26 protein-coding genes are annotated in these 25,659 nt (G+C 40.2%); 7 read left to right on the plus strand and 19 right to left on the minus strand.

Annotated features, from left to right (window positions below):
- Window positions 1-108 precede the first annotated feature (108 nt).
- The gene (gorA, locus tag BKK47_RS06605; RefSeq protein WP_077494093.1) at window positions 109-1,482 is read left to right on the plus strand and encodes a glutathione-disulfide reductase; all 1,374 of its coding nucleotides are present in this window, start codon (window positions 109-111) and stop codon (window positions 1,480-1,482) included.
- A 91-nt stretch (window positions 1,483-1,573) separates the two neighbouring features.
- Here the strand turns inward: gorA and BKK47_RS06610 are convergent, their stop codons facing one another.
- From BKK47_RS06610 to BKK47_RS06625, 4 genes are all read right to left on the minus strand, one after another.
- Window positions 1,574-2,383 (minus strand): class II glutamine amidotransferase, encoded by an 810-nt coding sequence (locus BKK47_RS06610; protein ID WP_077494094.1) that lies wholly within the window; start codon window positions 2,381-2,383, stop codon window positions 1,574-1,576.
- A 131-nt stretch (window positions 2,384-2,514) separates the two neighbouring features.
- Complete coding sequence (locus BKK47_RS06615) at window positions 2,515-2,898, minus strand: cytochrome b562 (protein ID WP_077494095.1); 384 nt, start codon at window positions 2,896-2,898, stop codon at window positions 2,515-2,517.
- A gap of 118 nt (window positions 2,899-3,016) precedes the next feature.
- Window positions 3,017-3,928, minus strand: a complete 912-nt coding sequence (murQ, locus tag BKK47_RS06620; protein ID WP_077494096.1) for an N-acetylmuramic acid 6-phosphate etherase — start codon at window positions 3,926-3,928, stop codon at window positions 3,017-3,019.
- 29 nt (window positions 3,929-3,957) lie between these two features.
- Window positions 3,958-4,806 (minus strand): DMT family transporter, encoded by an 849-nt coding sequence (locus BKK47_RS06625; protein ID WP_077494097.1) that lies wholly within the window; start codon window positions 4,804-4,806, stop codon window positions 3,958-3,960.
- A 295-nt stretch (window positions 4,807-5,101) separates the two neighbouring features.
- On the opposite strand from BKK47_RS06625, the gene BKK47_RS06630 reads away from it, so the two are divergent.
- Window positions 5,102-6,517 carry a glucose/sorbosone family PQQ-dependent dehydrogenase gene (locus BKK47_RS06630; RefSeq protein ID WP_077494098.1) on the plus strand — a complete coding sequence of 472 codons (1,416 nt, stop codon included), beginning with the start codon at window positions 5,102-5,104 and terminating at the stop codon, window positions 6,515-6,517.
- 118 nt (window positions 6,518-6,635) lie between these two features.
- On the opposite strand, the gene BKK47_RS06635 is transcribed toward BKK47_RS06630, so the two are convergent.
- From BKK47_RS06635 to BKK47_RS06650, 4 genes are read right to left on the minus strand one after another with little or no spacing between them, the layout of a single operon-like run.
- Complete coding sequence (locus BKK47_RS06635; RefSeq protein ID WP_077494099.1) at window positions 6,636-8,042, minus strand: efflux transporter outer membrane subunit; 1,407 nt, start codon at window positions 8,040-8,042, stop codon at window positions 6,636-6,638.
- Window positions 8,043-8,061: 19 nt separating this feature from the next.
- Window positions 8,062-9,186 (minus strand): ABC transporter permease, encoded by a 1,125-nt coding sequence (locus tag BKK47_RS06640; RefSeq protein ID WP_077494100.1) that lies wholly within the window; start codon window positions 9,184-9,186, stop codon window positions 8,062-8,064.
- Window position 9,187: 1 nt separating this feature from the next.
- Window positions 9,188-11,935: a ribosome-associated ATPase/putative transporter RbbA gene (gene rbbA, locus BKK47_RS06645; RefSeq protein ID WP_077494101.1), complete on the minus strand. Its 2,748-nt coding sequence runs from the start codon at window positions 11,933-11,935 to the stop codon at window positions 9,188-9,190.
- A complete protein-coding gene (locus tag BKK47_RS06650) occupies window positions 11,935-12,918 on the minus strand; it encodes an HlyD family secretion protein (protein ID WP_077494102.1) in 984 nt (327 codons plus the stop codon). The genes rbbA and BKK47_RS06650 overlap by 1 nt, the downstream gene beginning before the upstream one ends.
- Before the next feature lie 149 nt (window positions 12,919-13,067).
- Here BKK47_RS06650 and BKK47_RS06655 point away from each other — a divergent pair, with 149 nt between their 5' ends.
- A complete protein-coding gene (locus tag BKK47_RS06655) occupies window positions 13,068-13,631 on the plus strand; it encodes a TetR/AcrR family transcriptional regulator (RefSeq protein ID WP_077494103.1) in 564 nt (187 codons plus the stop codon).
- 220 nt (window positions 13,632-13,851) lie between these two features.
- Window positions 13,852-13,992: a hypothetical protein gene (locus tag BKK47_RS12445; RefSeq protein ID WP_158074753.1), complete on the plus strand. Its 141-nt coding sequence runs from the start codon at window positions 13,852-13,854 to the stop codon at window positions 13,990-13,992.
- Window positions 13,993-14,016: 24 nt separating this feature from the next.
- Here the strand turns inward: BKK47_RS12445 and BKK47_RS06660 are convergent, their stop codons facing one another.
- The 8 genes from BKK47_RS06660 to eno all read right to left on the minus strand — a co-directional run bounded on the left by BKK47_RS06660 (window position 14,017) and on the right by eno (window position 20,031).
- Window positions 14,017-14,934 carry a DMT family transporter gene (locus BKK47_RS06660; RefSeq protein WP_425271843.1) on the minus strand — a complete coding sequence of 306 codons (918 nt, stop codon included), beginning with the start codon at window positions 14,932-14,934 and terminating at the stop codon, window positions 14,017-14,019.
- A gap of 71 nt (window positions 14,935-15,005) precedes the next feature.
- On the minus strand, window positions 15,006-16,187 hold the full coding sequence (locus tag BKK47_RS06665; RefSeq protein WP_077494105.1) for a glutathionylspermidine synthase family protein: 1,182 nt from the start codon (window positions 16,185-16,187) through the stop codon (window positions 15,006-15,008).
- A gap of 1 nt (window position 16,188) precedes the next feature.
- Window positions 16,189-16,809, minus strand: coding sequence for a hypothetical protein (locus BKK47_RS06670; protein ID WP_077494106.1), 621 nt, complete (start codon window positions 16,807-16,809; stop codon window positions 16,189-16,191).
- The gene (locus BKK47_RS06675) at window positions 16,806-17,510 is read right to left on the minus strand and encodes an HAD-IA family hydrolase (RefSeq protein WP_077494107.1); all 705 of its coding nucleotides are present in this window, start codon (window positions 17,508-17,510) and stop codon (window positions 16,806-16,808) included. The genes BKK47_RS06670 and BKK47_RS06675 overlap by 4 nt, the downstream gene beginning before the upstream one ends.
- On the minus strand, window positions 17,511-17,930 hold the full coding sequence (locus tag BKK47_RS06680; protein ID WP_077494108.1) for a DUF2251 domain-containing protein: 420 nt from the start codon (window positions 17,928-17,930) through the stop codon (window positions 17,511-17,513).
- A gap of 8 nt (window positions 17,931-17,938) precedes the next feature.
- Window positions 17,939-18,337: a type II toxin-antitoxin system VapC family toxin gene (locus BKK47_RS06685; protein ID WP_077494109.1), complete on the minus strand. Its 399-nt coding sequence runs from the start codon at window positions 18,335-18,337 to the stop codon at window positions 17,939-17,941.
- Window positions 18,334-18,597: a type II toxin-antitoxin system Phd/YefM family antitoxin gene (locus tag BKK47_RS06690; RefSeq protein WP_077494110.1), complete on the minus strand. Its 264-nt coding sequence runs from the start codon at window positions 18,595-18,597 to the stop codon at window positions 18,334-18,336. Before BKK47_RS06690 ends, BKK47_RS06685 begins: the two co-directional genes overlap by 4 nt.
- A gap of 123 nt (window positions 18,598-18,720) precedes the next feature.
- Complete coding sequence (gene eno, locus BKK47_RS06695; protein WP_077475702.1) at window positions 18,721-20,031, minus strand: phosphopyruvate hydratase; 1,311 nt, start codon at window positions 20,029-20,031, stop codon at window positions 18,721-18,723.
- A gap of 221 nt (window positions 20,032-20,252) precedes the next feature.
- Here eno and BKK47_RS06700 point away from each other — a divergent pair, with 221 nt between their 5' ends.
- Entirely contained in the window at window positions 20,253-21,155 is a 903-nt protein-coding gene (locus BKK47_RS06700) for a glycerophosphodiester phosphodiesterase family protein (protein WP_077494111.1), read from the plus strand.
- Window positions 21,156-21,247: 92 nt separating this feature from the next.
- Here BKK47_RS06700 and purB read toward each other — a convergent pair whose 3' ends face one another.
- Both purB and hflD read right to left on the minus strand, forming a co-directional pair.
- Window positions 21,248-22,612 carry an adenylosuccinate lyase gene (gene purB / locus BKK47_RS06705; RefSeq protein ID WP_077494112.1) on the minus strand — a complete coding sequence of 455 codons (1,365 nt, stop codon included), beginning with the start codon at window positions 22,610-22,612 and terminating at the stop codon, window positions 21,248-21,250.
- Between the two features lie 44 nt (window positions 22,613-22,656).
- Window positions 22,657-23,277: a high frequency lysogenization protein HflD gene (gene hflD / locus BKK47_RS06710; RefSeq protein WP_077494116.1), complete on the minus strand. Its 621-nt coding sequence runs from the start codon at window positions 23,275-23,277 to the stop codon at window positions 22,657-22,659.
- Window positions 23,278-23,424: 147 nt separating this feature from the next.
- Between hflD and trpS the strand changes: the two genes are divergently transcribed.
- Together trpS and BKK47_RS06720 are read left to right on the plus strand one after the other, a co-directional pair.
- Window positions 23,425-24,429, plus strand: coding sequence for a tryptophan--tRNA ligase (gene trpS / locus BKK47_RS06715; protein ID WP_077494113.1), 1,005 nt, complete (start codon window positions 23,425-23,427; stop codon window positions 24,427-24,429).
- Window positions 24,430-24,553: 124 nt separating this feature from the next.
- The gene (locus tag BKK47_RS06720; RefSeq protein ID WP_077494114.1) at window positions 24,554-24,844 is read left to right on the plus strand and encodes a YfcZ/YiiS family protein; all 291 of its coding nucleotides are present in this window, start codon (window positions 24,554-24,556) and stop codon (window positions 24,842-24,844) included.
- A 526-nt stretch (window positions 24,845-25,370) separates the two neighbouring features.
- On the opposite strand, the gene BKK47_RS12450 is transcribed toward BKK47_RS06720, so the two are convergent.
- On the minus strand, window positions 25,371-25,659 hold a 289-nt coding region (locus tag BKK47_RS12450; protein WP_158074754.1), incomplete at its 5' end, for a hypothetical protein.

Raw genomic sequence — 25,659 nt, forward strand, 5'->3', positions numbered from 1 at the left:
CACTTTTATTTTGATATAGACATTTCCAATTATACTAATTTATAGCTTTATTTATGAAATTTCGGCAGAATGTAAAAAATTTTTATATTCGGAATAAAGGATAAAATGATGACTAAACATTATGATTATATTGCTATCGGTGGTGGCAGTGGTGGCATTGCTTCAATTAATCGTGCGGCAAGCTATGGCAAAAAATGTGCAATTATAGAAGCGAAATATTTAGGCGGAACTTGTGTAAATGTGGGCTGTGTGCCGAAGAAAGTAATGTTTTATGGAGCACAGATTGCAGAAGCCATTAATCATTATGCGCCGGATTATGGTTTTAATGTGGATGTGAGAAAATTTGATTTTGAGAAACTCATTGAAAGTCGTCAGGCGTATATCAGCCGTATTCACACTTCTTACAATAATGTGTTAGCGAAGAATAACGTTGATGTGATTAATGGATTTGGGAAATTTGTTGATGCACATACTATTGAAGTCACGTTAGCGGACGGTTCGGTCGAACGTATAACAGCTGATCATATCCTGATTGCAACAGGGGGAAGACCTTTCCGCCCTCATTCTGTAAAAGGGCAAGAATATGGCATTGATTCAGACGGTTTCTTTGCATTAAAAGCATTACCAAAACGTGTTGCGATTATCGGGGCAGGATATATTGCGGTAGAGATTGCGGGAGTATTAAATAGTCTTGGCTCGGAAACTCATTTAGTGGTACGTCGCCACGCACCGATGCGTAATCAAGATCCGTTAATTGTTGAAACTTTACTTGAAGTGCTGGAGCAAGACGGTATTGCTTTACATAAACATACAACGGTTCAGGAAATCGTTAAAAATGCAGATGATTCTCTCACAGTAAAATTTGATCACGAACGTAGCGTGACGGTAGATTGTGTAATCTGGGCGGCAGGTCGTGAACCGGCAACGGATAAAATCGGCTTAGAGAATGCCGGAGTAGAAACGAACGAACGAGGTTATATCAAAGTCGATAAATATCAAAATACCAATGTGAAAGGCATTTATGCTGTGGGCGATATTATTGAGGGTGGGATTGAATTAACACCGGTTGCGGTTGCGGCAGGTCGTCGTTTATCCGAGCGTTTATTCAATAATAAACCTAATGAGCACTTGGATTACAATCTTGTGCCTACCGTTGTATTTAGCCATCCTCCGATTGGCACTATCGGTTTAACTGAGCCACAAGCCATTGAACAATACGGTGAAGGAAATGTGAAAGTGTATAAATCCTCCTTTACTGCGATGTACACGGCTGTTACTCAGCATCGTCAACCTTGTAGAATGAAATTAGTGTGTGTAGGAAAAAATGAAAAAATTGTCGGCTTGCATGGAATTGGATATGGTGTTGATGAAATGATTCAAGGTTTTGCAGTGGCAATCAAAATGGGTGCAACAAAGGCAGATTTTGATAATACGGTAGCGATTCACCCGACCGGTTCGGAGGAATTCGTCACAATGCGTTAATTTTATTGAGAACAATAAAAAGTGCGGTTAATTTTAACCGCACTTTTTGTTTTTGAAGCGTGAATGAGTTGATGTAACTCCAACGGGTATGTCATAGAGTTCCATCGTCAGTTGCTTCTTTTGCTACGCCGATGATTTCTGCCACTTTATCCCCTTCTTTGAAAAAGACAAAACCGCCGTTTTCCATTTTGGTCCAAGATTCATCTTTGGTAAGGGGAAATGTCGTGATAATTGTAACTTTATCTCCGTCTTTAGCATAATCGTTAAAATCAATCACACCGTCATCATCAATACGGTGAGCTTTACCAAAAGGTGCTTTGCGTGTGAGATAGTGCAAATTGGTTGCACAGTGGGCAATCATCCATTCACCATTAGAAAGAATAAAATTAAATGTACCATGTGCCGCTAACTCTTTAGTGATATCTTGAATCGCTTCAAAAATCTGCATTTCAGTCGGTTTTTTACGAAAACGATTTTTTAAATATTCAGCCATGTAACAAAATGCAGTTTCAGAATCTGTTGAACCTATCGGTTGGCAGAAGCTCTCTGACATATCCGGTAAATTTTTTAAATTACCGTTATGGGCAAACACCCAATTTTCACCCCAAATTTCGCGAATAAAAGGATGGGTATTTTCAATATTTACTTCACCTTGTGTGGCTTTACGAATGTGTGCAATCACGTTGAGTGATTTTATTTGATATTGTTTTACACAATCGGCGATAGGAGAATCGGACGCTGGGCGATTATCTCGGAAAATCCGTACTCCCCGTCCTTCAAAAAAAGCGATACCGAAACCGTCGGAATGACGTCCTGTTAAGCCTGCCCTGCGACGGAAACCTTCAAAAGAAAACACGATATCTGTTGGTGTGTTACAGTTCATGCCAAGTAATTGACACATAAAACCCTTCTAAAATATAACTAAATGAATAACCCTACAAGGGATGTAGATTTAACACCATTATAGGGTTGATTTCAAGAGAGATAAGGGAGGATTTTTTAGACAAAAATATTACATAAAATAGCGTAAAGCTATTTATATAATTTATGATACATTTTTCTTAGCTCCGGTAGCTCGCTGAGCTTTTCTTTAGCTTCATTTAATTTATTCTGTTTCGCCAGAACCGAGGCTTCCGTTGCAACGTCAATGACTTTTTGTAACCCTTGCTGATAGCCTGAAAATTGTGATGTATCTCCGTTCCATTTAGGTGGAATGGTCGCTTTGGATTTTTCTGCGGCATCAATAAATTTTGTTATGCTATTTTGAAATTCTTCGGCAGAATCTGCACGGTTAGCAAAATTTAAACGTTGCGCCATAATGGTCATTTCATCACGAAGATTGACAAGTTCTTCTGATGAAGCAAAAGTAGAGGTCGCAGTGATTGCAATCGCAATAAGAGTAAAAAGTTTTTTCATAGTATGTCTCAATTTTGTTCCTAATAGAATTGTGCTATTTAAAAATCAGTATGATAAATAGCGGAGTAGATTTTATCCTATCAATAAAAATGCGGTCAAATTTAACCGCACTTCCGTTTTATTTTTCCAAAGCTTTCCGCAAATGCCCTTTTTTTTTGTCTAATAATGCCAGGGCTTCATTTTTATCTAAGCCGCTTAAAATCATCATTATTGCCAATTTTGCGTTTTGTTTGGCAAGAATAAGATTTTTTTCTGCGATGGTTTTATCACAATCGGTTGCTTGCATCACTATTCTAATAGCGCGAGCTTTAAGCTTTTCATTACTGGCTTGCACGTCCACCATTAAATTTTCATAGCACTTACCCAGTAAAATCATAGGTGCGGTAGTTAGCATATTGAGCACTAATTTTTGAGCAGTACCTGATTTTAAACGGCTAGAGCCGGTCAGTATTTCTGCGCCGACGACGGTATCAATGGCAATATCGGCGATTTGAGCCATTGCCGAATGTGGATTGCTGGCAATAGAGATCGTTATCGCACCTAACTGTTTAGCATAATTTAATGCACTTAAAACATAAGGCGTACGCCCACTGGCGGCAATGCCTACTAAAACATCTTGAGCTGAAAATTTGATTGCACATAAATCGTCGATTGCTGCGCTTTGATTGTCTTCTGCTCCTTCCACAGGATAGCGAATAGCAAATTCACCACCTGCAATAATTCCTTTTACCATCTCATCGCTGACACCAAAAGTCGGCGGACATTCAGAGGCATCAAGAACCCCTAAACGTCCACTTGTGCCAGCACCTATATATATCAATCTTCCCCCTTGCTGAAATGTGGTGACAATCGTCTCCACTGCTTGTGCGATCTGGGGTAATACCCGTTCAATGGCTAGGGGAACTTGGCGATCCTCTTGGTTCATTAGCGTGACGATTTCTAAGGCTGAAAGCTGATCGATATTCATAGAACGTGGATTACGCTGTTCGGTAATCAAGGTTGAAAGAGTTTGAAGAAGTTGTTCGTTCATGGTTGTTCCAATGTTTGATTGCTGAATTGTTATTTTTTCAAATTTGACCACGCCACCGCAAGCAGGATAATTGAACCGCCTATCAGCATTTTCAAGGTTGGTGTTTCGCCAAATAATATCCATGCCAATGCAATACTATAAACAGGTTCAAGTGAGATTATCATTGAGGCTGTACGCGCGTTGATAGTGTCAAGGCTGGAAATAAATAGAGTATAAGCTACGCTGGTACATAAGAAACCGATACAAAAAATCCAAAACCAGTCTATTGCCGATACTGTGAATAATTTGTTGCCGGAGAAGGGCAGTAAGAAAATCGCTGCCGCTAAATATTGCCAAAAACTTGCCTGCAAACCTGAAAGTTTACTCATGCTTTTACGGTTTACCACGGCAAGTATGCCATAGGAAATCGCAGATAAAATCCCCCAAAGTAGTCCTTGTGTATTTTCACTGCTAAAATTGAAATCCGGCGTGACCAAAATTAAACCAAGGGTAACGGCAACCAGTAAGATAATATCTTTGGCGAATAATTTCTCTTTGAAGAAAACGGATTCAAACAGGGAAACAAAAGCGGGAAAACTGGCAAATCCTAAAGTGGCTAATGCGACACCACCGACTTTTACCGCCACAAAGAATGTGACCCAGTGGATTGCCAGTAATACTCCGGAGAGCATCAGTTGCCCAAACTGCCCTTTTGTAATTTTGATAATCGGTTGTTTACTGTAAAGGAAATATAAAATTAAAATCGCGGCTGCGATCAAAACCCGTCCGAGTACAAGCGTATCCGCTGCGCTTGTTGTCAGTGCACCGAAAATGCCGGATGCGCCAAAAAGCACAGCCGTACCATGTACTTTTAATAATGCTAAATTGTATTTGTTCATTTATTCGTAACAAGCCGGTCAGGAAATCGGCAATGTGATTGCATAACCGACTTTTAGTAAATTTAAAAACGATGAAATTTTATCAATAAAACAAGATTTGAAATAGCGATGTTTTCAAGCGCTTTATACATGGAGGCGATAAATTTGGAATTATATGAAATTACTTGTGCTATTGGAAAAACTTATCAATTGTGTCACTTATAAGTTAAACAGGAGGGGGCCCCCACTTACTTTCCCACATTGAAATATGCTACCATCCACCCATTTTACATTCACTTATAAAAAGGAAACCTTTATGAAAAAGACCGCACTTTCCCTTGCATTAGGGCTAATCATGTCGACCTCTGTTTTTGCCAAAGCCGGTGATAAATTTGATACCCAACAAGCGGAGCCGTTCAGAGGTAAAGTCTTGGTGGAAGGTTTGCAAAGCCCTTGGGATATGGCGATTGACCGCAATGGGCAGCTTTGGGTTACAGAAGTGGGCGGTAATATTTTATTGGTAGATGCGGAAACGGGAAAACATCAGGTTATTCATCATTTTGATGATGTGGTGAATGGTGGTCAGCAGCAAGGTTTGTTGGGCTTGACACTTGATCCGAATTTTCTATCCGGCAACGGTGAAAACGTACTTTATGCGGCTTATGCCTATAAGGGGAAAGATAGTCAGGATCATACTAAAATCGTCAAGCTGACGTTAGACAAAACCGCCCGTAAAGTGGAAAAAACGGAGATTGTATTGGATAATTTGGCGTCTTTCACTGATCACCAAGGCGGCCGCCTGCGTTTAGGACCGGACGAAAAACTTTACTACACTATCGGTAATCAGGGCGCAAACCAATATTCCCGTACTTGTTATGCGGATCGTGCGCAACGTTTACCGACCCAACAAGAAGTGGATAACAAAGATTTCGCTGCTTATGAAGGCAAAACCTTGCGTTTCAACATTGATGGCTCGATTCCTGAAGATAATCCTGTAATTAACGGCGTGAAGAGCCATGTTTACACTTATGGACACCGCAATCCACAAGGTATTGTATTCGTGGGTGATAAATTATTCCAAGAGGAGCAAGGACCGGGTTCGGATGATGAGGTGAATTTATTAGAAGCGGGGGCAAACTACGGTTGGCCGCATGTGGCAGGTTATCCCGATAACCAAAATTACGTTTATACCAGCTATGCGACGGCAGAAAAATGTAATACCTTACCGGAAACCATCGGCGATACGAAATTTGAAACCTCTGGCGGTGCAGCGCCGAATAAAATGGTGGCACAAAAAGAGACCGATTTTAAACAGGAAGAAAATTATCACAATCCATTAAAAACCTTCTTCACTGTGCGTAACGGACATAATATGTTCGATCCGAATTGTCCTGATTCCAGTTATTTATGTTGGCCGACCGCCGCACTCTCAAGCATTGCTTACTATCCGAAAGACGGCAAAGTGAAGGAATGGCGCAATTCTATTTTAGTGTCAGGGCTAAAAAGTGGCGGAATTTACCGTATGCCATTGAATGGTAACAGCGATGATGTTCAAGGCGAGCTTTACAAACACTTTACCAGCCCGAATCGCTACCGTAATGTGGAAGTGAACCACGACGGCAGCAAAATCTATGTAATGACTGACACCGCCGGCGTTTCGCTAGGATTAGATGGAAAACAAAATATGCAAATGAAAAATTCAGGTGCGATTTTGGTGTTTGAGGCTAAGTAATTTGCAATATTCATAAAATAGAAAACGGAAGCCGGTGCTTCCGTTTTTGTTATCGGTATCAGTTACAGAAAACGTTTCCTGTTTTGACCGCACTTTTAAATTAAACTGACGAGCTATTTTATTCCGACCAGCCACCGCCTAACGCCTTGTATAACTGAATTAAATTCTTCGCTTGTTGTAAATACGCCTGAAGTAATTGCTGTCGGTAATTAAGTGCGGTGAGACGGTCATTTAAAGCATTATCTAAAGTTCTAGCATCGTACTTAAATAATTTTTCCGCTTGAACTGCTTGTTTTTCCGCTTGATTGGTTGCGCTTTGCAACAATTTTACTTGGCGGTTGATGGCGTATTGAGCTTGGTATTGATTGTCCACCTCCGCCAATGCTTGCAATAAGGCTTTATCGTATTGTAATAGGGCTTGTTTGAGGCGGCTATCGGCGGCATCAATATTTGCCTGAATACGCCCGTTGGTGAAGATCGGTAAACTGATCCCGGCACTGAGTAAGCCACTCCAGCCTTTTAATTCAGGAATATTGGTATTCAAATCAATTCGACCCGATTGTCCGAGAAATTGAATATCAAAGCGTGGATATAAATCTGCTTTGGCACTGGCGAGTTTTGCCGCTTGTGCTTGCACCAAATGGTGATAAGAATTTAAATCGGGGCGGCGGTTCAATACATCACTAGGTATTATACCGGCTGGTGGATTAGGCAAAACTTTAGAAAAAATAACCGCACTTTGGGGAATATGAAGGCCTTGTGGTGTTTGTCCGATTAAAATTGCAATAGCTCGTTCGTTATTGGCAATTTGACTGGTTAAGGTCGCTTGTTGTGCCTGTACAGCGGTTAAACGGCTTTCTACTTGCAACACATCATTCGCATTGGCTTGCCCTGCGGAAAAACGCCCCTGTATATAATTTTTCAAACGGGATAAGGTATTTTCGGTCTGTTTTAATAAATCTTGTTGCTGACGAACGGACTGAATATTGAAATAGCTTTCTGCAATTTGTCCTGCCACCAGCATTTGGGCAGCATGAATCTGAGCTTGATTGCTTAATACAATAGCTTGTGCGGCATCTGCATCGCTGCGTTTTTGTCCAAAGAAATCCGGTTCCCAACTAGCGATAATCCCTGCTATTTGCATATTACCGGTATTGTGTGTGTGTCCTGAACCAATGGGATTATCCATGCGTGAATCTATACTACTAATCCTGCCTTGTCCTTTAATGTTCATACCAAAGTCAGCCACGGTATAACGACTGTTTGCTTGTGCTTCTTGTAAACGGCTTCGAGCAAGGGCGATATCAAGGTTATTTTGTAAACCTTGTTCAATTAAACGGTTTAGTTGGGGATCGCGCCAGTTTTTCCACCATTGGGTAATTTCCGCTTGTCCGTTAGTATATTGGGTTTGCTCAAACTGTATGGGGACTTCTATTGTTGAATTCAAATCCACCTTGTTGGATTGGCATGCCACAAGGGAAACGGAAAGGGCTATCAGAGTCATCTCTTGTAATTTTTTTTTCATGTTCAACTCCTTAAATTCATTAACCTTGTTTTGACAGCATTGTTTTAAACTGCATCAATGCAATGACTAAAAACATTGTACCGAGGGTGGCCATTTTTGCTAATTTATCCCACACAATGTCTAAGCCTGCACCGCGAAAGAGAACATCTTGCGCATAAGAGGCAAAGATTGTCGTAGGGGAAAACCGGGTGAGCTGTTGTGCCAGTTCGGGCATGTTGTCCACAGAAGATACTGTGCCTGAGAGTAAGTACAACACGATGTATATGGGTAACATCAACAAACCAAACTGTGGCATTGTCGGAGCGAAAATCGCCAACAAAATTCCAAGTGAGGCAATAGAGAAAATAAACACCGCTGCACCTAAGACAAATAGAGGAACCGAACCATCGGGCAAAGGTACGCCTAAAATGCTATGACTGACAAAGCGTAATGCCAGTGTTACCACCACCAACAACACTAAACCGTTAGCAAAAATTTTGGACATTGCAATTTCGCTAGAACGCACAGGCATGACTAAAATATGTTCCAAGGTACCACGTTCCCGTTCACGAATAACGGCAGCCCCCACTAACAACATGGTGAGCAAGTTCAAGTTGCCGATAATATTCATTCCACCTAAAAACCATTTGCTGGAATAATTCGGATTGTATAACACGTTTACTGTTGCGGTTATCGGTACTTTTACTTGGGGTTGGTGAAGAAATTCAGTGATTTCATGTTTAAAAATTTGTGAAATATAAGAAGAACCTATGGCTGCTTGGGTCATGGCTGTTGCATCCACCAATAGTTGCACTTGCGGACGATGTCCAGCCAGTACATCTTTTTCATAACCGGGTGGAATATCCAGTATAAAAGTGTATTCCCCGATATCCATTAAACGGTCGATTTCTTCTGCTTTTATACGATCTACTTTCTTAAAATTCGGTGGCAATAGGCTTTGTTGTAAACGGTAGGAAAGGGCTGAGCGATCATGATCTACTATCGCTACGGAAGCATTTTTTACTTCTGTGGTGATGGAAGTGGCTACCGTGTACAGCGCTAAGGAAAACATATAAACAATGAGCACGATTAATACAGGATCAGAAAGTAAGCTGCGTAATTCTTTAGCGGACAAGTAAGCAACATTTTTAACCCATCTGAACATATTATTTCTCCTGTTTTTTGAGCAGTGCGACCGCACCGAAAAAATATATGCTGCCAATCAGTAATAATGCGGCATAGCTATTGAGAAAATCCGTAAATCCAAGCCCTTTGGTAAAACCGCCCAAACTGATTAACTGAAACCAAAAACCGGGGAATAAACGGGCAATAATATTTACATTAGTTGGCAATGTTGAGGTTGGATAGAGCATTCCTGAAAAATTAAGGGCTGGAATGATGGCGATAATAGCTGTGGCGAAAATTGCGGCAATTTGTGATTTTACAAAACTGGACACGAGTAAACCAAATGCCGTAGCAGTAGCAATCATAATGACACCGCCCAAAGACATTGCCCAGAATGATCCTTTTACCGGTACATTAAATAGCATTACGGCAACCCAAATCATTATCAGATAACTAATAAACGCCAACATGATGTAGGGTAGCTGTTTGCCGAGTAAAAATTGTAAGGTGCTGGCGGGTGAGCCGTATAAATTCATAATTGAACCGATTTCCTTTTCCCGTACCACGCCAAGCGCGGTCATCATGGAGGGAATCAACATCATTGCCAGCATAATCACACCGGGGGTCATGGCATAAATGCTTTTGAAATCTTGGTTATATACAAATCGGTTTTCCAATATATTATGGTTGGCTACCGTTATACCTGAATTTAATTCTGTGGCTTGTAAATATTGGTTGATTGTACCTAAGACCAAGGCATTTAAGTTTTCTGCTGTGGATGGAAATGTCCCATCAATAAAGAAACCGACTTCAGGTTTCTCTCCGTTTAACATTTTCCGCCCGAAACCTATCGGGATCTCAATGATTAATTTCACTTTTGAGCTTTGCAACATCGAATTAATATCTGTAACCGAATAAATATCCGTTTGGCGGACGAAGTAATGGGATCCGTCAAAGTATTCAATCAAGCGACGGCTTTCCGACGTATTATCATGATCCAATACAGTAAATTTCATCGGATTGACATCAAAAGAAATACTGGATGCCATCGCCAATAACATAATCACCGGTCCAAGCAAGGCGAAGAACAATCGAATGTGGTCACGTAACAATTCTTTTCCTTCTCGCAAGGCAAAAGTCCAGATTAACAACCACCATGCTATAAAACCTGATGATTTTTTAGTCGGTAAAATCTCGACCTTTTGAACCGCACTTTTATTGTTTTCCGTTTTTCCAACGGGGGGGTTAGTATCGTCTGCTTGTTCTTCCAAATAGAGAATAAAGGCTTGTTCCAACGTTGGGGCTTGTTTGTTAGTTCGTAGCTCTTCAGGTGTTCCCACTGCTAATACGCGCCCACGATGCATAAAGGAAATACGATCACAACGTGCAGCCTCGTTCATAAAATGGGTGGTGACGAAAATAGTGATTTTGTCTTCTCTTGAGAGTTTGATCAGATATTCCCAAAACATATCTCTTGCCGCAGGATCTACGCCTGAAGTGGGCTCGTCCAAAATCAATATTTCGGGGTGGTGCAAACAAGCGGCTGCCAGTTGTAAACGCTGGCGAATCCCCAGTGGAAGCGCTGCGGGTGTTTTGTCTGCCAAATGGCTCAAATCAAATTGCTTCATTACAGAATTGACATAGTTGTCCCATTCATGCCTGTCGATTTGATAGAGTTTGGCATGTAGGGTTAAATTTTCTCGCACGGTCAATTCTTCATATAAAGAAAAACTTTGAGACATATAGCCTACTCGTTTGCGGGTGTTAATGTCACTGGCATCAATGGGTTGACCAAGTAGGGTTGCAGTGCCTTCAGTGGGTTCAAGTAAACCGGTAAGCATTTTCATTGTGGTAGATTTGCCGCAACCGTTTGAACCAAGAAAACCGAAAATTTCACCTTTCGGAATAGTGAAACTCACGTGATCGACAGAAATGAATGAACCGAATTTTTTGGTTAATCCTTCAGCCACTATTGCAGGCGGTTCATTTACTGCTGGTTTAAACGGAGGGATTACCAAGCCATTTCCAGCCCCGCGTTTTTCCGGCGGTAGCAATTTAATGTAGGCTTCTTCTAAATTTTGGCTGCCCGTTTTTGCTATCAGCTGTTTGGTTGGTTGAGCCGCAATCAGTTTGCCATCATCTATTGCTAAAATGTGTTCAAATGCTTCTGCTTCCTCTATGTACGCTGTAGCAACAATTACTGTCATCATCGGACTTTCTTGCCGCAATGTTTCTACCAATTCCCAGAATTGACGACGCGAAAGCGGATCGACACCTGTGGTTGGTTCATCCAAAATAAGTAAATCAGGGCTATGTACCAAAGCACAGCATAGACTAAGTTTTTGTTTCATTCCGCCTGAAAGTTTTCCGGCAAGGCGGTCGGCAAAAGGCAGTAACCCTGTAGCACGAAGCAAACGTTCAATGCGTACTTTACGGTATTTTTTATCTAATCCGAATAAGCGGGCATGAAAATCCACGTTTTCGTAAGTAGATAAGGTGGGGTATAGATTTTTCCCCAAGCCTTGCGGCATAAACGCTATTTTGTGTGACAGGATATCCTGTGCTTTTTTATCGGCGACATCGTAGTCAAAAATCTGTATTGAGCCTTGTTGAATAATTTTTACACCGGCAATTAACGAAAGCAGTGTCGATTTTCCTACACCATCAGGACCAATCAATCCTACGGTTGTGCCCCGCAGAATTTGCAGAGAAAAATCAGAAAGTGTGGTAGTTTTTTCGTATGAATGAGAGAGATGTGTCACTGTTACAGCAATGTCGTGTGTCATCATTATTCATTTCCTATGGGCAGTTTCACTTGTAAATGTGAAGGCCAAGCAGCTTGTGAATCATATTTTACATAGCCTACTGCGGTCATTCCGCCTTTCAGACGGCGTTCATACTGTAGGGCGATCTCTTTAGGCATCTGTAATTTAACACGAAACATCAATTTTGCCCGTTCCTCTGCCGTTTCTACGGTTTTAGGGGTAAATTGGGCATTGGCAGCGGTGAAGGTAATTTGAGCAGGGAAGACCGCATCAACACCATCAAGCACGATGCGTGCTTCATCACCCACTTTTACTTGGTTTAATTGTTCTGATGTTAAAAATACATTGAGATAGGTATCTGTTGGGTCTAGCAGGCTCAAGACTCTCCCCCCCATGCCTAGTACATTACCCGGTTCAGCGATAAGATATTCTACCCAGCCTGCTTTGGGCGATCTAATCAACATATCATCATTTTGTGATTGCGCATGTTCTAATTGAGCCTGTGCTTGTGCTACGCCGGCGTTAGCTTCAGCTACTGCGGCTTGGGCAGTGGCAATGGTTGCCACTGCTGCTTTGTAATTTGACTGACGACGTGATAGTTCGCTGTCGGAAACTAATTTTTCACGTCGTAATTTTATCGCATTATCAAGTTCCAATTTCGCCACATTTGCTTGCTGTTGTTGTGCCTCAACAGTGGCTAAGGCACGAGTGACATTTTCTTTTGCGCGCTGTTTCTGTGCTTGTGCTGCCGCTACTTGGCTTTCTGACTGGCTGGAAGATAAACGCGCCAAACTTTGATGAGGTTTTACTTGATCGCCTTCTTGTACCAAAATCTCTTCTACCCGTCCTGCATACAAGGTGGCAATATCTAAACGTTTTAATTCAATACGCCCGTTTATACCAACGATTCCCACCAGTTCATCAGCCTGCAAACGTTGGTTTTGCCAAATCGCCAGACCTGCTGCACTAGCGAGAGCCCCCCCTAATATCAGATATTTTGTGTTCATTTATTTTTCCTTTTCCTACCAAGTCATATAGGAAAAATTATAGAAATCGAGTGAATTTTGAACAACCATCAAAAAACAACATTTTGTTGCTTAATCATATAAAAATGTCTAAATTATTGGTTAATTCCCATTTTTTTTGAGGGGGTAAAATGAATAAACAAGATATAAGAGTAGTCAGAACTTTACAGCTGATTCGTACGGCATTTTTAGAACTGTTGGAAGAAAAAGGCTTTGATTCTATCACTGTACAAGATATTTTAGATCGTACACAAATTAATCGCTCAACCTTCTATAAACACTTCAAAAACAAAGATGAAGTAGCGCTAAAATTAGTGGAAGAAGTAAAAGAAAAATTTCGAGAAAATTTCAAACATCGTTTCAGTATTTCCACTAAAACTTTCGTGCAGATGATCGCCCCGATTTACGATCAATATCATCATTTGGTTCGCCTGATCGGTAGTATTCGTACCACTAAAATCCATTTATACGAAGATTTGTATCAATTTATTCAACAACGATATATAAGCCAAGCTGCTATAAAACAGGACAAAACCGAAGAGGAACTAATGTTTCAGGGGCATCTCTTTGCTACTATTTCCATCGGAGTGATGAAGTATTTTATCGAGCAGGGAGAGCGCCCAATCCCTGAGGAAGTGTTTGATGATATTAAAAGTGTAGTGGATTTATTGGTGATTGGTTCAACGGAAGAGTAAGGTCAAGTGATTTTTTTTCTTAGATGATTAACGAAAATACAAGGAAAAATAACCGCACTTTGTTTATGATGACTACAGATTTGACTACCGATAACAACATTATTTTTCTATTTGTTCCACTATAACCACGACTTTTTCCTTAACAAGGAAAGCAAAATGACACAAAAAATGTTTGTCGCAGGGGCAAGTGGCATGATTGATTGGGCAGGCGTTATGCAAAATGTTGTTAGCGGAAGGTTTTGAGGTTTATGGTGGAACTGCAAAAGGTGTGCATAGCCTTGAGCAGCAAATTACGACTGGCAGTAGTTTTGTAGTCGCACTACGTTATGATTGGCTTTATTGCGAAGGCAATTTAAACTAATTCCATAAATCGGTATTCAATATGCTAATTCCCATTGTATTTTTTTCTCAATGAAATAATACAGCCGACAATAACAATTACAGCACCAAAACCTTGATAAATGGAAATAGTTTCGCCTAAAGTGAAGTAAGCAATCAACGTTGTAGATAGAGGCACGGTTAATTGGATAATATTGAAAACAACAACACCTTGCTTTTGAACAATATAAAAAGCGAACAACATTCCTGTTAGCATTCCATACATTCCTGCAAAGATTAACCCTATCAATAAACCGGAACTGACATCTTGTAATTGATAAATAACCCCAGTATTACTTGCCAGAATTAGATAAAAAATACCGGCTAACATTGCAGTAGATGTACTGATAACTATCGTATTTAATTTTTTTGAGATCTTTTTAACAAAAAGATTTTGGATAGATTGAATAAATATAGCAATGCCTAGAAAAAGTGAACCTGTTATAAAATCGTAGCTATCGCCGGATTTATTTCCGTAAATTACAAATATCAAAGAGCCTATTAGAGATAATATACTTCCAATATAAAAACTCTTCTGCTTTACTTTTTCTCTTTCATCTTGAAAGAAAATTGCAGCCATGATAACAGCTAAAGGCATTGACATAATACCAAAAACGCTACCGGCTAGGGCTGAGGTATATTTCAGACCATTAATAAAAAAATACATATTACCGGTCATAAAAGCAGCTAACAATAGAAGATATAAAATAATTGATGGCTCTCTTAGCAACTTAACTAACTCGTTTCTATATTTTAAGACACAAATAAAAACAAATAGTAAGCCGCCAGAGATAAATCGAACGGCGTTATTATTTAGCGTTTCAAAATGAATACTCATATAACGCATAATAGGAAAACCAAAGCCCATTAATAAAACATAAGAGAACCTTATTAAAAAGTCATTGCTCATAGGAAAAACTAACATAAGTGAGATTAGCTAATTTATAGGATTTTTTGACCGCACTTTGAGATATCGTTTAGGGCTGAATATTTTCCTTATGGTACAAAATAATGCGGCAAAAAATGGCTATCGTTGCCCGTCACTGCCGTGAAATCCTCACGTAATCCCATACCACAAGTGACATCACCAATAACCCAAGAACCAATGACGGGATACATACCGTCAAAGTTCGGTAATTCAAATTTTTGTTGGTAAATATAGCCTGAAGTATCGTAGAAAGCCGAATGCTCACTTCCTTTCGCGGCAAATTCCACGCCATTACTTTTTTCATAATAGAATACATTAGCTCCTTCCCGACCCAGCATTGGTTTTTTTACCCAAATTGCGTTTCGGTCGGTAATATCAAATTTGTTGAAATAAGCAGGCAGTAAATTCGGGTGATTCGGATAACGTTGCCATAATTTTGCCAGCAATGCTTTATTGCTTAATAACATCTTCCAAGCCGGTTCAATAAAATGGGTATTGGCTGTCGGGATATGTTGGGCAAATTCCGCCCCGCTTAACCATTCCAAAGGATAAAGTTTGAAAAGCATCTCAATAGGCGTATCGTTTAAATCGACAAATTCTTTATTTTCCCGGTTATAGCCAATATCCTCCACAGCAAGTTGATGGATATTCCAACCTGCGTTGTAAGCAACATCGGCAAGATAATCTAAATTACCCCAATCTTCCCGACCAGCTTCTTGCATTGCACTGAAATAGAAATCGTTTTTTCCGCTTTGCTGTTTGAGAAAAGTAAAATGTTTAAGTAATTCTTCGTGAATCCAATTAAATTGGTCACGATGTTGCAAGCCTTCAATTTGTTCTAACCATTGCCATTGCACAACAGCGGCTTCCAGTAATGAGGTGGGGGTATCGGCGTTGTATTCAAACATTTTTAAATTTTTGCCATCATAGCCAAAATCAAAACGTCCGTATAAATAGGGCGCTTGTTTGCGCCACGAGTCTTCAATCAACTGTTTTTGCAAATCAGTGAAACGATAATGGGCGTAATCACCCTGTCTGATTTCATTGGCGACAAAATCTAAACACATTGCGTGCAATTCATTTGTTGTATCTTCAATCCGATCAATTTCCGCTAAGGTAAACTCATAAGCAACATTATCCGACCAATAATGAGAACCGTCACTGGAAGGTAAATTGTAATAATCAAACCCGACATCAAGCAGTTGTTGCACCATATCGGGGCGGGTTGGGAAGCCGGTTACGCGTTTCATTTTAGCCTCCGCTACTACGGTTTGAATTGCTTGGGCTGCTAAAACCACCTCGTGAAATCGGTTTGCTGTTCATACTTCCTGCATTGCCTTTTACGAGCATTGGTTTACCCACAGAACGGTTGGTTTGAGGCTGGATGACTTGTCCGTTTGGGGTGGAGACAGCACGATTACTTGGATGATAGCTGGGACCTAAAAAGCTACTAATCGCACGGGCTGCCATATATCCCATCACCCCACCGGCAACCGCCGCGCCGAAGGAAGGATCACTACTTTCAACATTGGCAGTAGTTTCCCCGTTTGCATTGTTGGATTCAGATGCTGCCGGATTGTTTTGGTTAGCGTTTTGCCATTCACCATTGACGGAATTGGTATTTTCAGCGTTATTGCGTAAGCCTAGCCCAGAAAGAGAGTTGTTGTTTTGTTGGGGTTGGGCCGGCATATTAGCAGGTGCCGATTGAGTATTTTCTGTATTTTTGTCTGCTTCGCACAGCTCAATTCTTTTCCAATCGGCAAGACAGTCATCAAGGGAATGATATACATCTCGTTGTACTTCTTCTTCCGAACAACCGCCGAGTAAAGCGACAATAGAGAGTGTAACGAGGATTTGATTTTTCTTTTTCATAATAATAACAGTTCAGTTAAGTGATTGATTTCTAAAGTTGGTAGAAGAGTGGCTGTGGTAAAGTCAGCGAGCTGGCAACCAGATAAATTAATCCACACAGCTTGACAACCAGCTTGAATTGCCCCTTGAACATCTGTTGTTAAATTATCTCCTACATGCAAAATTTCTTGTGGGGAAACCTTGAAATAGAGTGAAGTTTGTTGGAACAGATCCTCATGAGGTTTTGCTCTGCCATGTTCTCCGGCACGTAAAATAAGGTCAAAGTGTGATAATCCAATACGTAAAGGATCGACATTGCCATTGGTGATGGCACAGAGTTTGTAGCCTGCTTTTAAATGATTTAATACGTTTAGTGTATCTTGGGGAATATCAATTTGATGGCGCCAATGTAAAAATTCATTCATTGAGAGGGTTAAAGTGCGGTCAATTTCAACCGCACTTTTTCCCTGTGCATTTAAAAATTGGCGTAATGCCTCTTTTCGCCATTCCGTCACATCTTCGCTTAGGAGCGGATTTTCTTGTGCAACACGTTCTTTCCAATCCAGCCATTCTGTTTCAAAGGTTGGGCATTGAGTTAAGTCTTGGGTGAATTGCACAAAACGCGAGACAGCGGTGTGAATCACATCATGATTATCATAAAGTGTGTCGTCCAGATCAAAGCTAATGACTTTGAAAGGCTGAAGATTGCGATAAAATTTCATTTATTTGATGGTTTTTACGCCAAGCCATTGCTCGGCTTTATCGTTGCTAAGTTCTTCTCGTGTCCACATACTCATTAAATTCGGTTGCGGATATTTGTTACTGTTATAACCGACTAAGCGGGCAAAATCAAATACTGCGTGGGGATAACCATTAATTAAAAGTAGGGCTAAATAACCGCTTTCATCCCAACAAATTTCCAATTTACGGGCTTCGTGGTGATTGGAGGTAGAATCCACATTGTAAACGTGTAACACATCCACAATCGGTTGACCGTTTTGGCGCATATCAAGCGCATAAAAATAGCCGGTCTCACCATCATCTTCAAACATCACGGCAAGATGAGCATAGACAGTAGAGTGAGTCCCCACTTGTTTTGGTTGGCCGAGAAAGAGTTCGTCTTCAAGGGTGAGGTGGAGCATATAAATTCCTATTTTTTAGCATTTAAAAGAAATGGCTTATTGTAGTCGAGTATGAGACTATCGGCAGTCATAAAGTAAATATTTTCTACATCCGCTTGTGCCAATAATAGCCTGTCAAAGGGATCCTTATGAACAAAAGGATAGCCAGATGATTTAACAATATGAGGGAGCTCAATCGGTAATAAATGGCATCCCACGGAAATAAGTCCCTGTTCAAGCTTTTCAACATCAACATTAAAGTGAGGTTTTCCTAAGCTGGATTTTATTGATATTTCCCAAAGGCTTGCGAGGCTAAAATATAATTCATTTTTAAAATCCTCTAATAATTCAATTGCTTGAGGTGAGAGTTTTGATTTATCGTCAAAGGCTAACCAAAGTAAAATATGTGTATCTAATAAAATTTTCATTCATCAGATCCTTCAAACATGTCGATAATTTCATCTTGGTAGAGATGGGCAAAATCATCGGGAATCACCACATTAGTACTTTTCATAAAACCAAAACGGGAGCCTGTTTCATTTGAATCTAAAGGGACAATTTTTACTTGGGGTTTTCCGGCTTTGGCAATAATCATAGGTTTGCCAAATTTTCTAACATTTTCAACGATAGACGAAAGATTTGTTTTTGCTTCGTGAATATTCACACTGGGAATTGATAATGTTTTCATGAATCCCTCCTTTTTAGTTAGTTTAATTTTTTAGTTTAATTTTATCAAGGAGAATATAGGATAAAAAAACACCGCACTTTTTCCTAAAAGTGCGGTGCGATTTCAGTTTAAATCAACCAAAAATTAGGCTTGACCTTTCACCGCTTTTAAACCCGGGAATGCAGCCGGTGTACCTGCACGTTCTAAGGCTTCTTCGATACGGATTAATTGGTTGTATTTGGCAATACGATCAGAACGGCTCATCGAACCGGTTTTGATTTGACCTGCTGCCGTACCTACTGCTAAATCTGCGATAGTCGCATCTTCGGTTTCACCGGAACGGTGAGAGATCACTGCTGTATAGCCTGCATCTTTCGCCATTTTGATGGCGGCAAGAGTTTCTGTTAAAGAACCAATTTGGTTGAATTTGATTAAGATTGAGTTTGCGATACCTTTTTCGATACCTTCTTTTAAGATTTTGGTGTTAGTTACGAATAAGTCATCACCGACTAATTGCACTTTGTCACCTAATACTTTAGTTTGGTACGCAAAACCGTTCCAGTCAGATTCATCTTGACCATCTTCAATAGAAACAATTGGATATTGTTTGCAAAGTTCTTCAAGATAGTGCGTGAATTCTTCAGAAGTGAATGAACGACCTTCGCCTTTCATTTCATATTTGCCGGTTTCTTTATTGTAGAACTCGGAAGAGGCGCAGTCCATTGCTAAGGTCACATCTTTACCTAAAACATAGCCTGCTTTTTCTACGGCTTCTTTAATACAAGCCAATGCATCAGCGTTCGAGGCAAGATTTGGTGCAAAACCGCCTTCATCGCCAACTGCAGTGCTCATCCCTTTTGCTTTTAATACTTTAGCAAGATTGTGGAACACTTCTGCACCGATGCGAAGTGCTTCACGTAATGTTTTTGCACCAACCGGTTGAATCATAAATTCTTGAATATCAACATTGTTGTCAGCATGTTCACCACCGTTGATGATGTTCATCATTGGTAATGGCATAGAATAGACGCCCGGCGTGCCGTTGAGTTCTGCAATGTAAGCGTATAATGGTAAGCCTTTAGATGCCGCCGCTGCTTTAGCGTTTGCTAATGAAACCGCTAAGATTGCGTTTGCACCGAAGTTAGATTTATTTTCTGTACCGTCTAAGTCGATCATAATTTGGTCGATTTCAGCTTGGTTTAAAGCATTTTTACCCACTAATGCTTCAGCAATCGGACCATTGACTGCGGCAACCGCTTTTAATACACCTTTACCTAGGAAACGTGATTTATCGCCATCGCGTAATTCCAATGCTTCACGAGAACCGGTTGATGCACCAGATGGTGCTGCGGCTAAACCAACGAAACCACCTTCTAAATGTACTTCAGCTTCAACAGTTGGGTTACCACGTGAGTCGATGATTTCACGACCAATCACTTTAACGATTTTTGCCATTTTAGCTTTCCTCTATTTAAGACTAAGATTAAAAGATACTGGTGTATATATTAGAATGAATTTCAAAGTTTGTCTCTTAAAAAATATGATATTGATGAATAAACACGATAAATACAACAAAAACGAAACAATCTTGCTACAAGTTTGAGTCATTTGATTGTCACAAATTTACTTTAGAATAAATTTAGTGACATACTACTTAATTAGGATGGGAGATTGTTATGTTTAATTATCGAATTTTATTTTCCGCATTGATAATTATATTAATGCCGAAAATGCTACTAGCAACTGAATTATCCTTTTCAAATACTTCTCAACAGCTACAATTAATTGCTCATCGTGCGGGAAAAGATGATGCCCCAGAAAATACTTCATTTGCAATTAATGAAGCGTTGAAAAACAAAGCGGATGCAATTTGGATTACAATCCAATTGTCGAAAGATAAAATCCCTGTTCTATACCGTCCCAAGGATTTATCGGCGAATACGAATGCTAAAGGCTTTGTTTCGGAATATTCTGCGGCTGAATTAAAAAAATTGGATGCGGCATATTATTTCAAGCCGAATGAGGGTTATCCTTATCGCAATAAAGATATTGGTATTCCCAGTTTAGACGATGTTCTAATGTCTTATCCGGAAACTTTTTTCTATTTGGATCTCAAATCGCCCGATGCTGATCCTATAAGCATGAAAATTTCGCTATTACAAGTACTGACCAAACATAATGCGTTTAACAGAGTAAGAGTGTACTCTACAAATAAGGCATTCATAGAGATTTTGTCGCCGGAAATAGCGACTTTTGCTACACGGGATCTTACTCGACAATATTTAGTCGAAACGGCATTAAACAGTAATCATTGTCCGATACCATTAAAAGAAGAATATTGGCACGGATTTGAACTTTATCGAAAAGTTAAAGTGGTTGAAACCTTTACATTAGGCGAAGGGGTAAGTGAAGCGGTATTGGCTTGGGCACCGGAAGATATAAAATGTTTTAAACAAAAGCCTCAGCACATTATTTTATTCGGTATAAAAACAAAAGAAGATCTGGAGTTGGCCCGTAAGTTAGGCGTTGACGGTGTGATGGTTGATTCCCCTAAATACTTTTCTTCTTTAGAGCATTAATATTTTAGTATTCGGTGATCGAATCAAACATTATTATTCATAAGTGCGGTCAAAATTCTCACTAAATTTTAACCGCACTTTATCATGTCAAATTATAGTTTTTCCACCAGCTCAACCGCCGCACCGATATAGGTTGCAGGGGTGAGTTGTTGTAAACGGGCTTTTTCTTCAGCCGGAATGTCAAGTTTCTCTATAAATTCGCGCATGGCTTGTTCATCTACGCGTTTGCCGCGAGTGAGTTCTTTGAGTTTTTCATAAGGTTTTTCAATGCCATAGCGGCGCATTACGGTTTGGATTGGCTCTGCTAGAACTTCCCAGTTTTGGTTGAGTTCATCACGTAAATGCTGCTCATTGACTTCTAATTTGCTGATACCTTTACGGGTCGCCGCATAGGCAATTAAACAGTAACCCACGCCCACGCCAAGATTACGTAAGACGGTAGAATCCGTTAAATCCCGTTGCCAACGGGAAATCGGTAGTTTCTGTCCTAGATGGGTCATCACGGCATTAGCAAGACCAAGATTGCCTTCTGAATTCTCAAAGTCAATCGGGTTCACTTTGTGCGGCATTGTGGAAGAACCGATTTCACCGGCAATGGTGCGCTGTTTGAAATGATTTAATGCAATATAGCCCCAGAGGTCTCGATCGAAATCAATGATGATGGTGTTGAAACGCACGATGGTATCAAAATATTCGGCGATGTAATCATGAGGTTCAATTTGTGTCGTGTAGGGGTTCCAATTCAAGCCAAGCGAGGTGACAAATTCTTCGCTGAATTTATGCCAATCAAGATCCGGATAAGCGGATAAGTGTGCGTTGTAGTTGCCCACCGCACCGTTGATTTTGCCAAGAATCTCATTTTCTTGAAGTTGCTTGAATTGGCGGCGTAAACGATAGACCACATTTGCCATTTCTTTTCCGACAGTCGTTGGGGAAGCCGGCTGACCGTGTGTGCGTGAAAGTAATGGGATAGTTTTGTATTCGTTCGCCAAGCGGGTGATTTCATCAATGAGTTTTTGCCATTCCGGTAAAATCACCGTATCACGTGCTGTTTTTAGCATCAATGCATGAGAAAGATTGTTGATGTCTTCGGAAGTGCAGGCAAAGTGAATAAACTCTGCAACCTTTGCTAATTCCGGCAAGGTTTCGCTTTTTTCTTTTAAGAAATATTCCACTGCTTTTACATCGTGATTAGTAGTGCGCTCAATTTCTTTAATGCGTTCTGCATTTTTTAGGCTAAATTCGCTGATAATGTTATTGAGGTAATCGTTTGCCTCTTTAGATAAATGAGACACTTCCGGAATTGCGGTCGTGGCTAATTTTTGTAACCAGCGAATTTCAACGGTCACGCGGAATTTAAGTAAACCGAATTCACTAAAAATGTCACGAAGTGCGGTTGCTTTGTCTTGGTAACGCCCATCAATTGGGGAAATCGCAGTCAGTGCGGAAAGTTGCATAAAATACTCCGGTGTATTAAGGGATGTTGATCATTAAGAATAAATTAATAAATTGTTGAATAGATTTCCTTCGCGGCATTAATTATTTTGCCTCGGAAGAATAATAACCGCCATTTATTGCCGCCTACTTGCCGCCATAGTACGGCAGAGCGAATGCCGGCAAGCAAACAGGTTCTAACTTTGTCTTGTACAAATTGTTGCTGTAGATAATTTTCTTCACCAACAATATGAATTTTTCGTCCTAAAGGGCTGATGATGTCAATATAAATATTAGCCATGATGGAAAGCATATGTTCATCAAGCAATTTATGGTATGTCAGTTGTTCCTGTAAACGTTGAATACGTTTTACCAGTTCGGATTTTGCCTCAGGATTTTTATTTAGGAGACTTTCTAAGCCTAATAAACCGCTCCAATAATTCACGATATTTCTATCATCAAGCGTGGACAGCTGTTCAATGAGGGTTTCCAAACCCAGTTTCAAATGCTGAATTTGCCCGCCAAAAACAGCAAGGGTGTTTTCCGGTCGGGTTTGAAAAAGGGAATTGACGGTCGTGTGAAAAGCCTCCTGGTTTTCCACTTTGCCTTTCATTGCAAGTTGATTGACTAATGCAGTGGCTTGATAAATGCCGGCTAGAGCCAGCGCCATATCATGGTAATTTGTCATATAAAAATGTAATAGGCGTGATAAAACAGGCTGAAATTGCGCGCAATATAGCATTTTTACCGTCTGTTTTGAACTATCTCATTAAAAAAGAAGCGATCTTTTGATATGATACTGACAATTTATTTTCAAGATGAAAAAGGATAAGTTATGGCAAAACCAATCGTATTTAGCGGTGTGCAGCCTTCCGGCGAATTGACCATCGGGAACTATTTAGGCGCATTGCGTAATTGGGTCAAAATGCAAGAGGATTATGAATGTATTTTCTGCGTGGTTGATTTACACGCAATCACCGTTCGTCAAGATCCCGTAGCGCTTCGTAAGGCAACCCTTGATGTGGTCGCGCTATATTTGGCATGCGGTATTGATCCGAATAAAGCGACAATTTTTGTTCAATCTCATGTGCCGGAACATACCCAATTAAGCTGGGTACTAAATTGTTATACTTATTTCGGTGAAATGAGCCGTATGACCCAATTTAAAGATAAATCGGCACGTTATGCGGAAAATATTAATGTGGGTTTGTTTGATTATCCGGTATTGATGGCGGCGGATATTTTGCTTTATCAAGCAAAAAATGTACCGGTTGGAGATGATCAAAAACAACATCTGGAAATCACACGCGATATTGCGAATCGCTTTAATGCCCTTTATGGCGATATTTTTACGATTCCTGAAATTTTTATCGGTAAAGCAGGGGCGCGCATTATGTCATTGCAGGATCCGGAAAAGAAAATGTCAAAATCTGATGATAACCGCAATAATGTGGTGACACTGTTAGAAGATCCGAAGTCTGTGGCGAAAAAAATTAAACGGGCGGTGACGGATTCTGATGAGCCGCCTGTTGTTCGTTATGACGTTAAAAATAAGGCAGGGGTATCCAATTTATTGGATATTCTTTCTGCGGTAACGGATAAATCCATTGCAGAACTTGAACAAGAATTTGAAGGGAAAATGTATGGTCATTTAAAAACTGCGGTGGCTGATGAAGTGTCTAATTTACTTGCAGAGTTACAGGCACGTTTTCATGAATATCGTAGCAACGAAGCCTTACTTGATGAAGTTCTTCGCCAAGGTGCCGCAAAAGCACGGGCGAAAGCACAGGAAACCCTCACAAAAGTGTATGAAGCCGTGGGTTTTGTAGCAGCAAAATAGTTGATTAAAATTTCAATGATACTGCGTTGGCTTGCCTTGCTGTGCCTATTTGTACTATCTGCGGCAAGCCGTCTTGTCTCATTTTTATTTTAATCCACTATAGCAATTAAAGAAGGAGTGAAAGATGGCAATTCAAACAGAAAAACCAGTTGAATGTGTGGGCTGTAATACTTTCGATATGAAATCATTGTTTGATAATCGAGATTGCACACAAGAGATCAGCTATATCTATGACACCCAAGAGCAAGCACAAACCGCACTCGATTTCTTCACTCAGAAAGCCCGTGAGGTTGAAAGTGAGCCTTGTGAAATTCAGTCAGACATTAGCAAAGTCGATGACGGCTATTTGTTAAACGCAAAATTTGCCTTTTGCTGTCAGGCGGAATTAGTGATTTTCCAAATGAAAACAGCCTAATATCGCAAAAGTGCGGTTGAAATGCTTTGAATTTATGCGATGTTATACAGTAGGGACACACTGCGTGTGTCCATTATAAAATCAAATCATTTCAATAGGTTAAAATTCGGACACACGCAGTGTGTCCCTACCACCTTTCCCCAAAATCCATTTTAAACGGCTAAAAATCTGAAATTTAGTCCTATTTTTAGCCGCACTTTTCCTCTTTTGTCCCCGATTTCTTTAAAAACAGACTTATCCTTAATTTCTTGTATTTCCACAGAGAGTTTTTTTGAAAAATCATAGGCAATTTTAAGCCATTGATGGTTTCTTATACCAAGGTATTAAATTGAGTTACTTTTAATCAATTTGTTCAATTTTTGCTTTACTTTTGTTTTTTTTTTGTACGATATTTGCGTTTTTGCGTGCAAAAACAGAAACATACTCACAGAAAATTGATTTAATTTGGAGGTAACAATGAACGTTACAATGAAAAAAACTGCGGCGGCAGCCTTTGTTGCTTTAATGTTAGCAGGTTGTGGAAGTTCTAATGACGGAGATTATTTCTCTCGTCAATCGGAAAGTCAGGGACAAACACAACCAACTCAATCGGTACAACCTGAGCAGCCAACAGAGCCATCCCAGCCAACTCAACCGGTACAACCTGAGCAGCCAGTAGAGCCATCCCAGCCAACTCAACCGATACAACCAGAGCAGCCAACAGAGCCATCTCAGCCAACTCAACCGGTGCAACCTGAACAGCCAACAGAGCCATCTCAGCCAATTCAACCGGTACAACCAGAGCAGCCAATAGAGCCATCCCAGCCAACTCAACC

The organism is Rodentibacter mrazii, from assembly GCF_001998825.1.
Lineage (GTDB): Bacteria > Pseudomonadota > Gammaproteobacteria > Enterobacterales > Pasteurellaceae > Rodentibacter > Rodentibacter mrazii.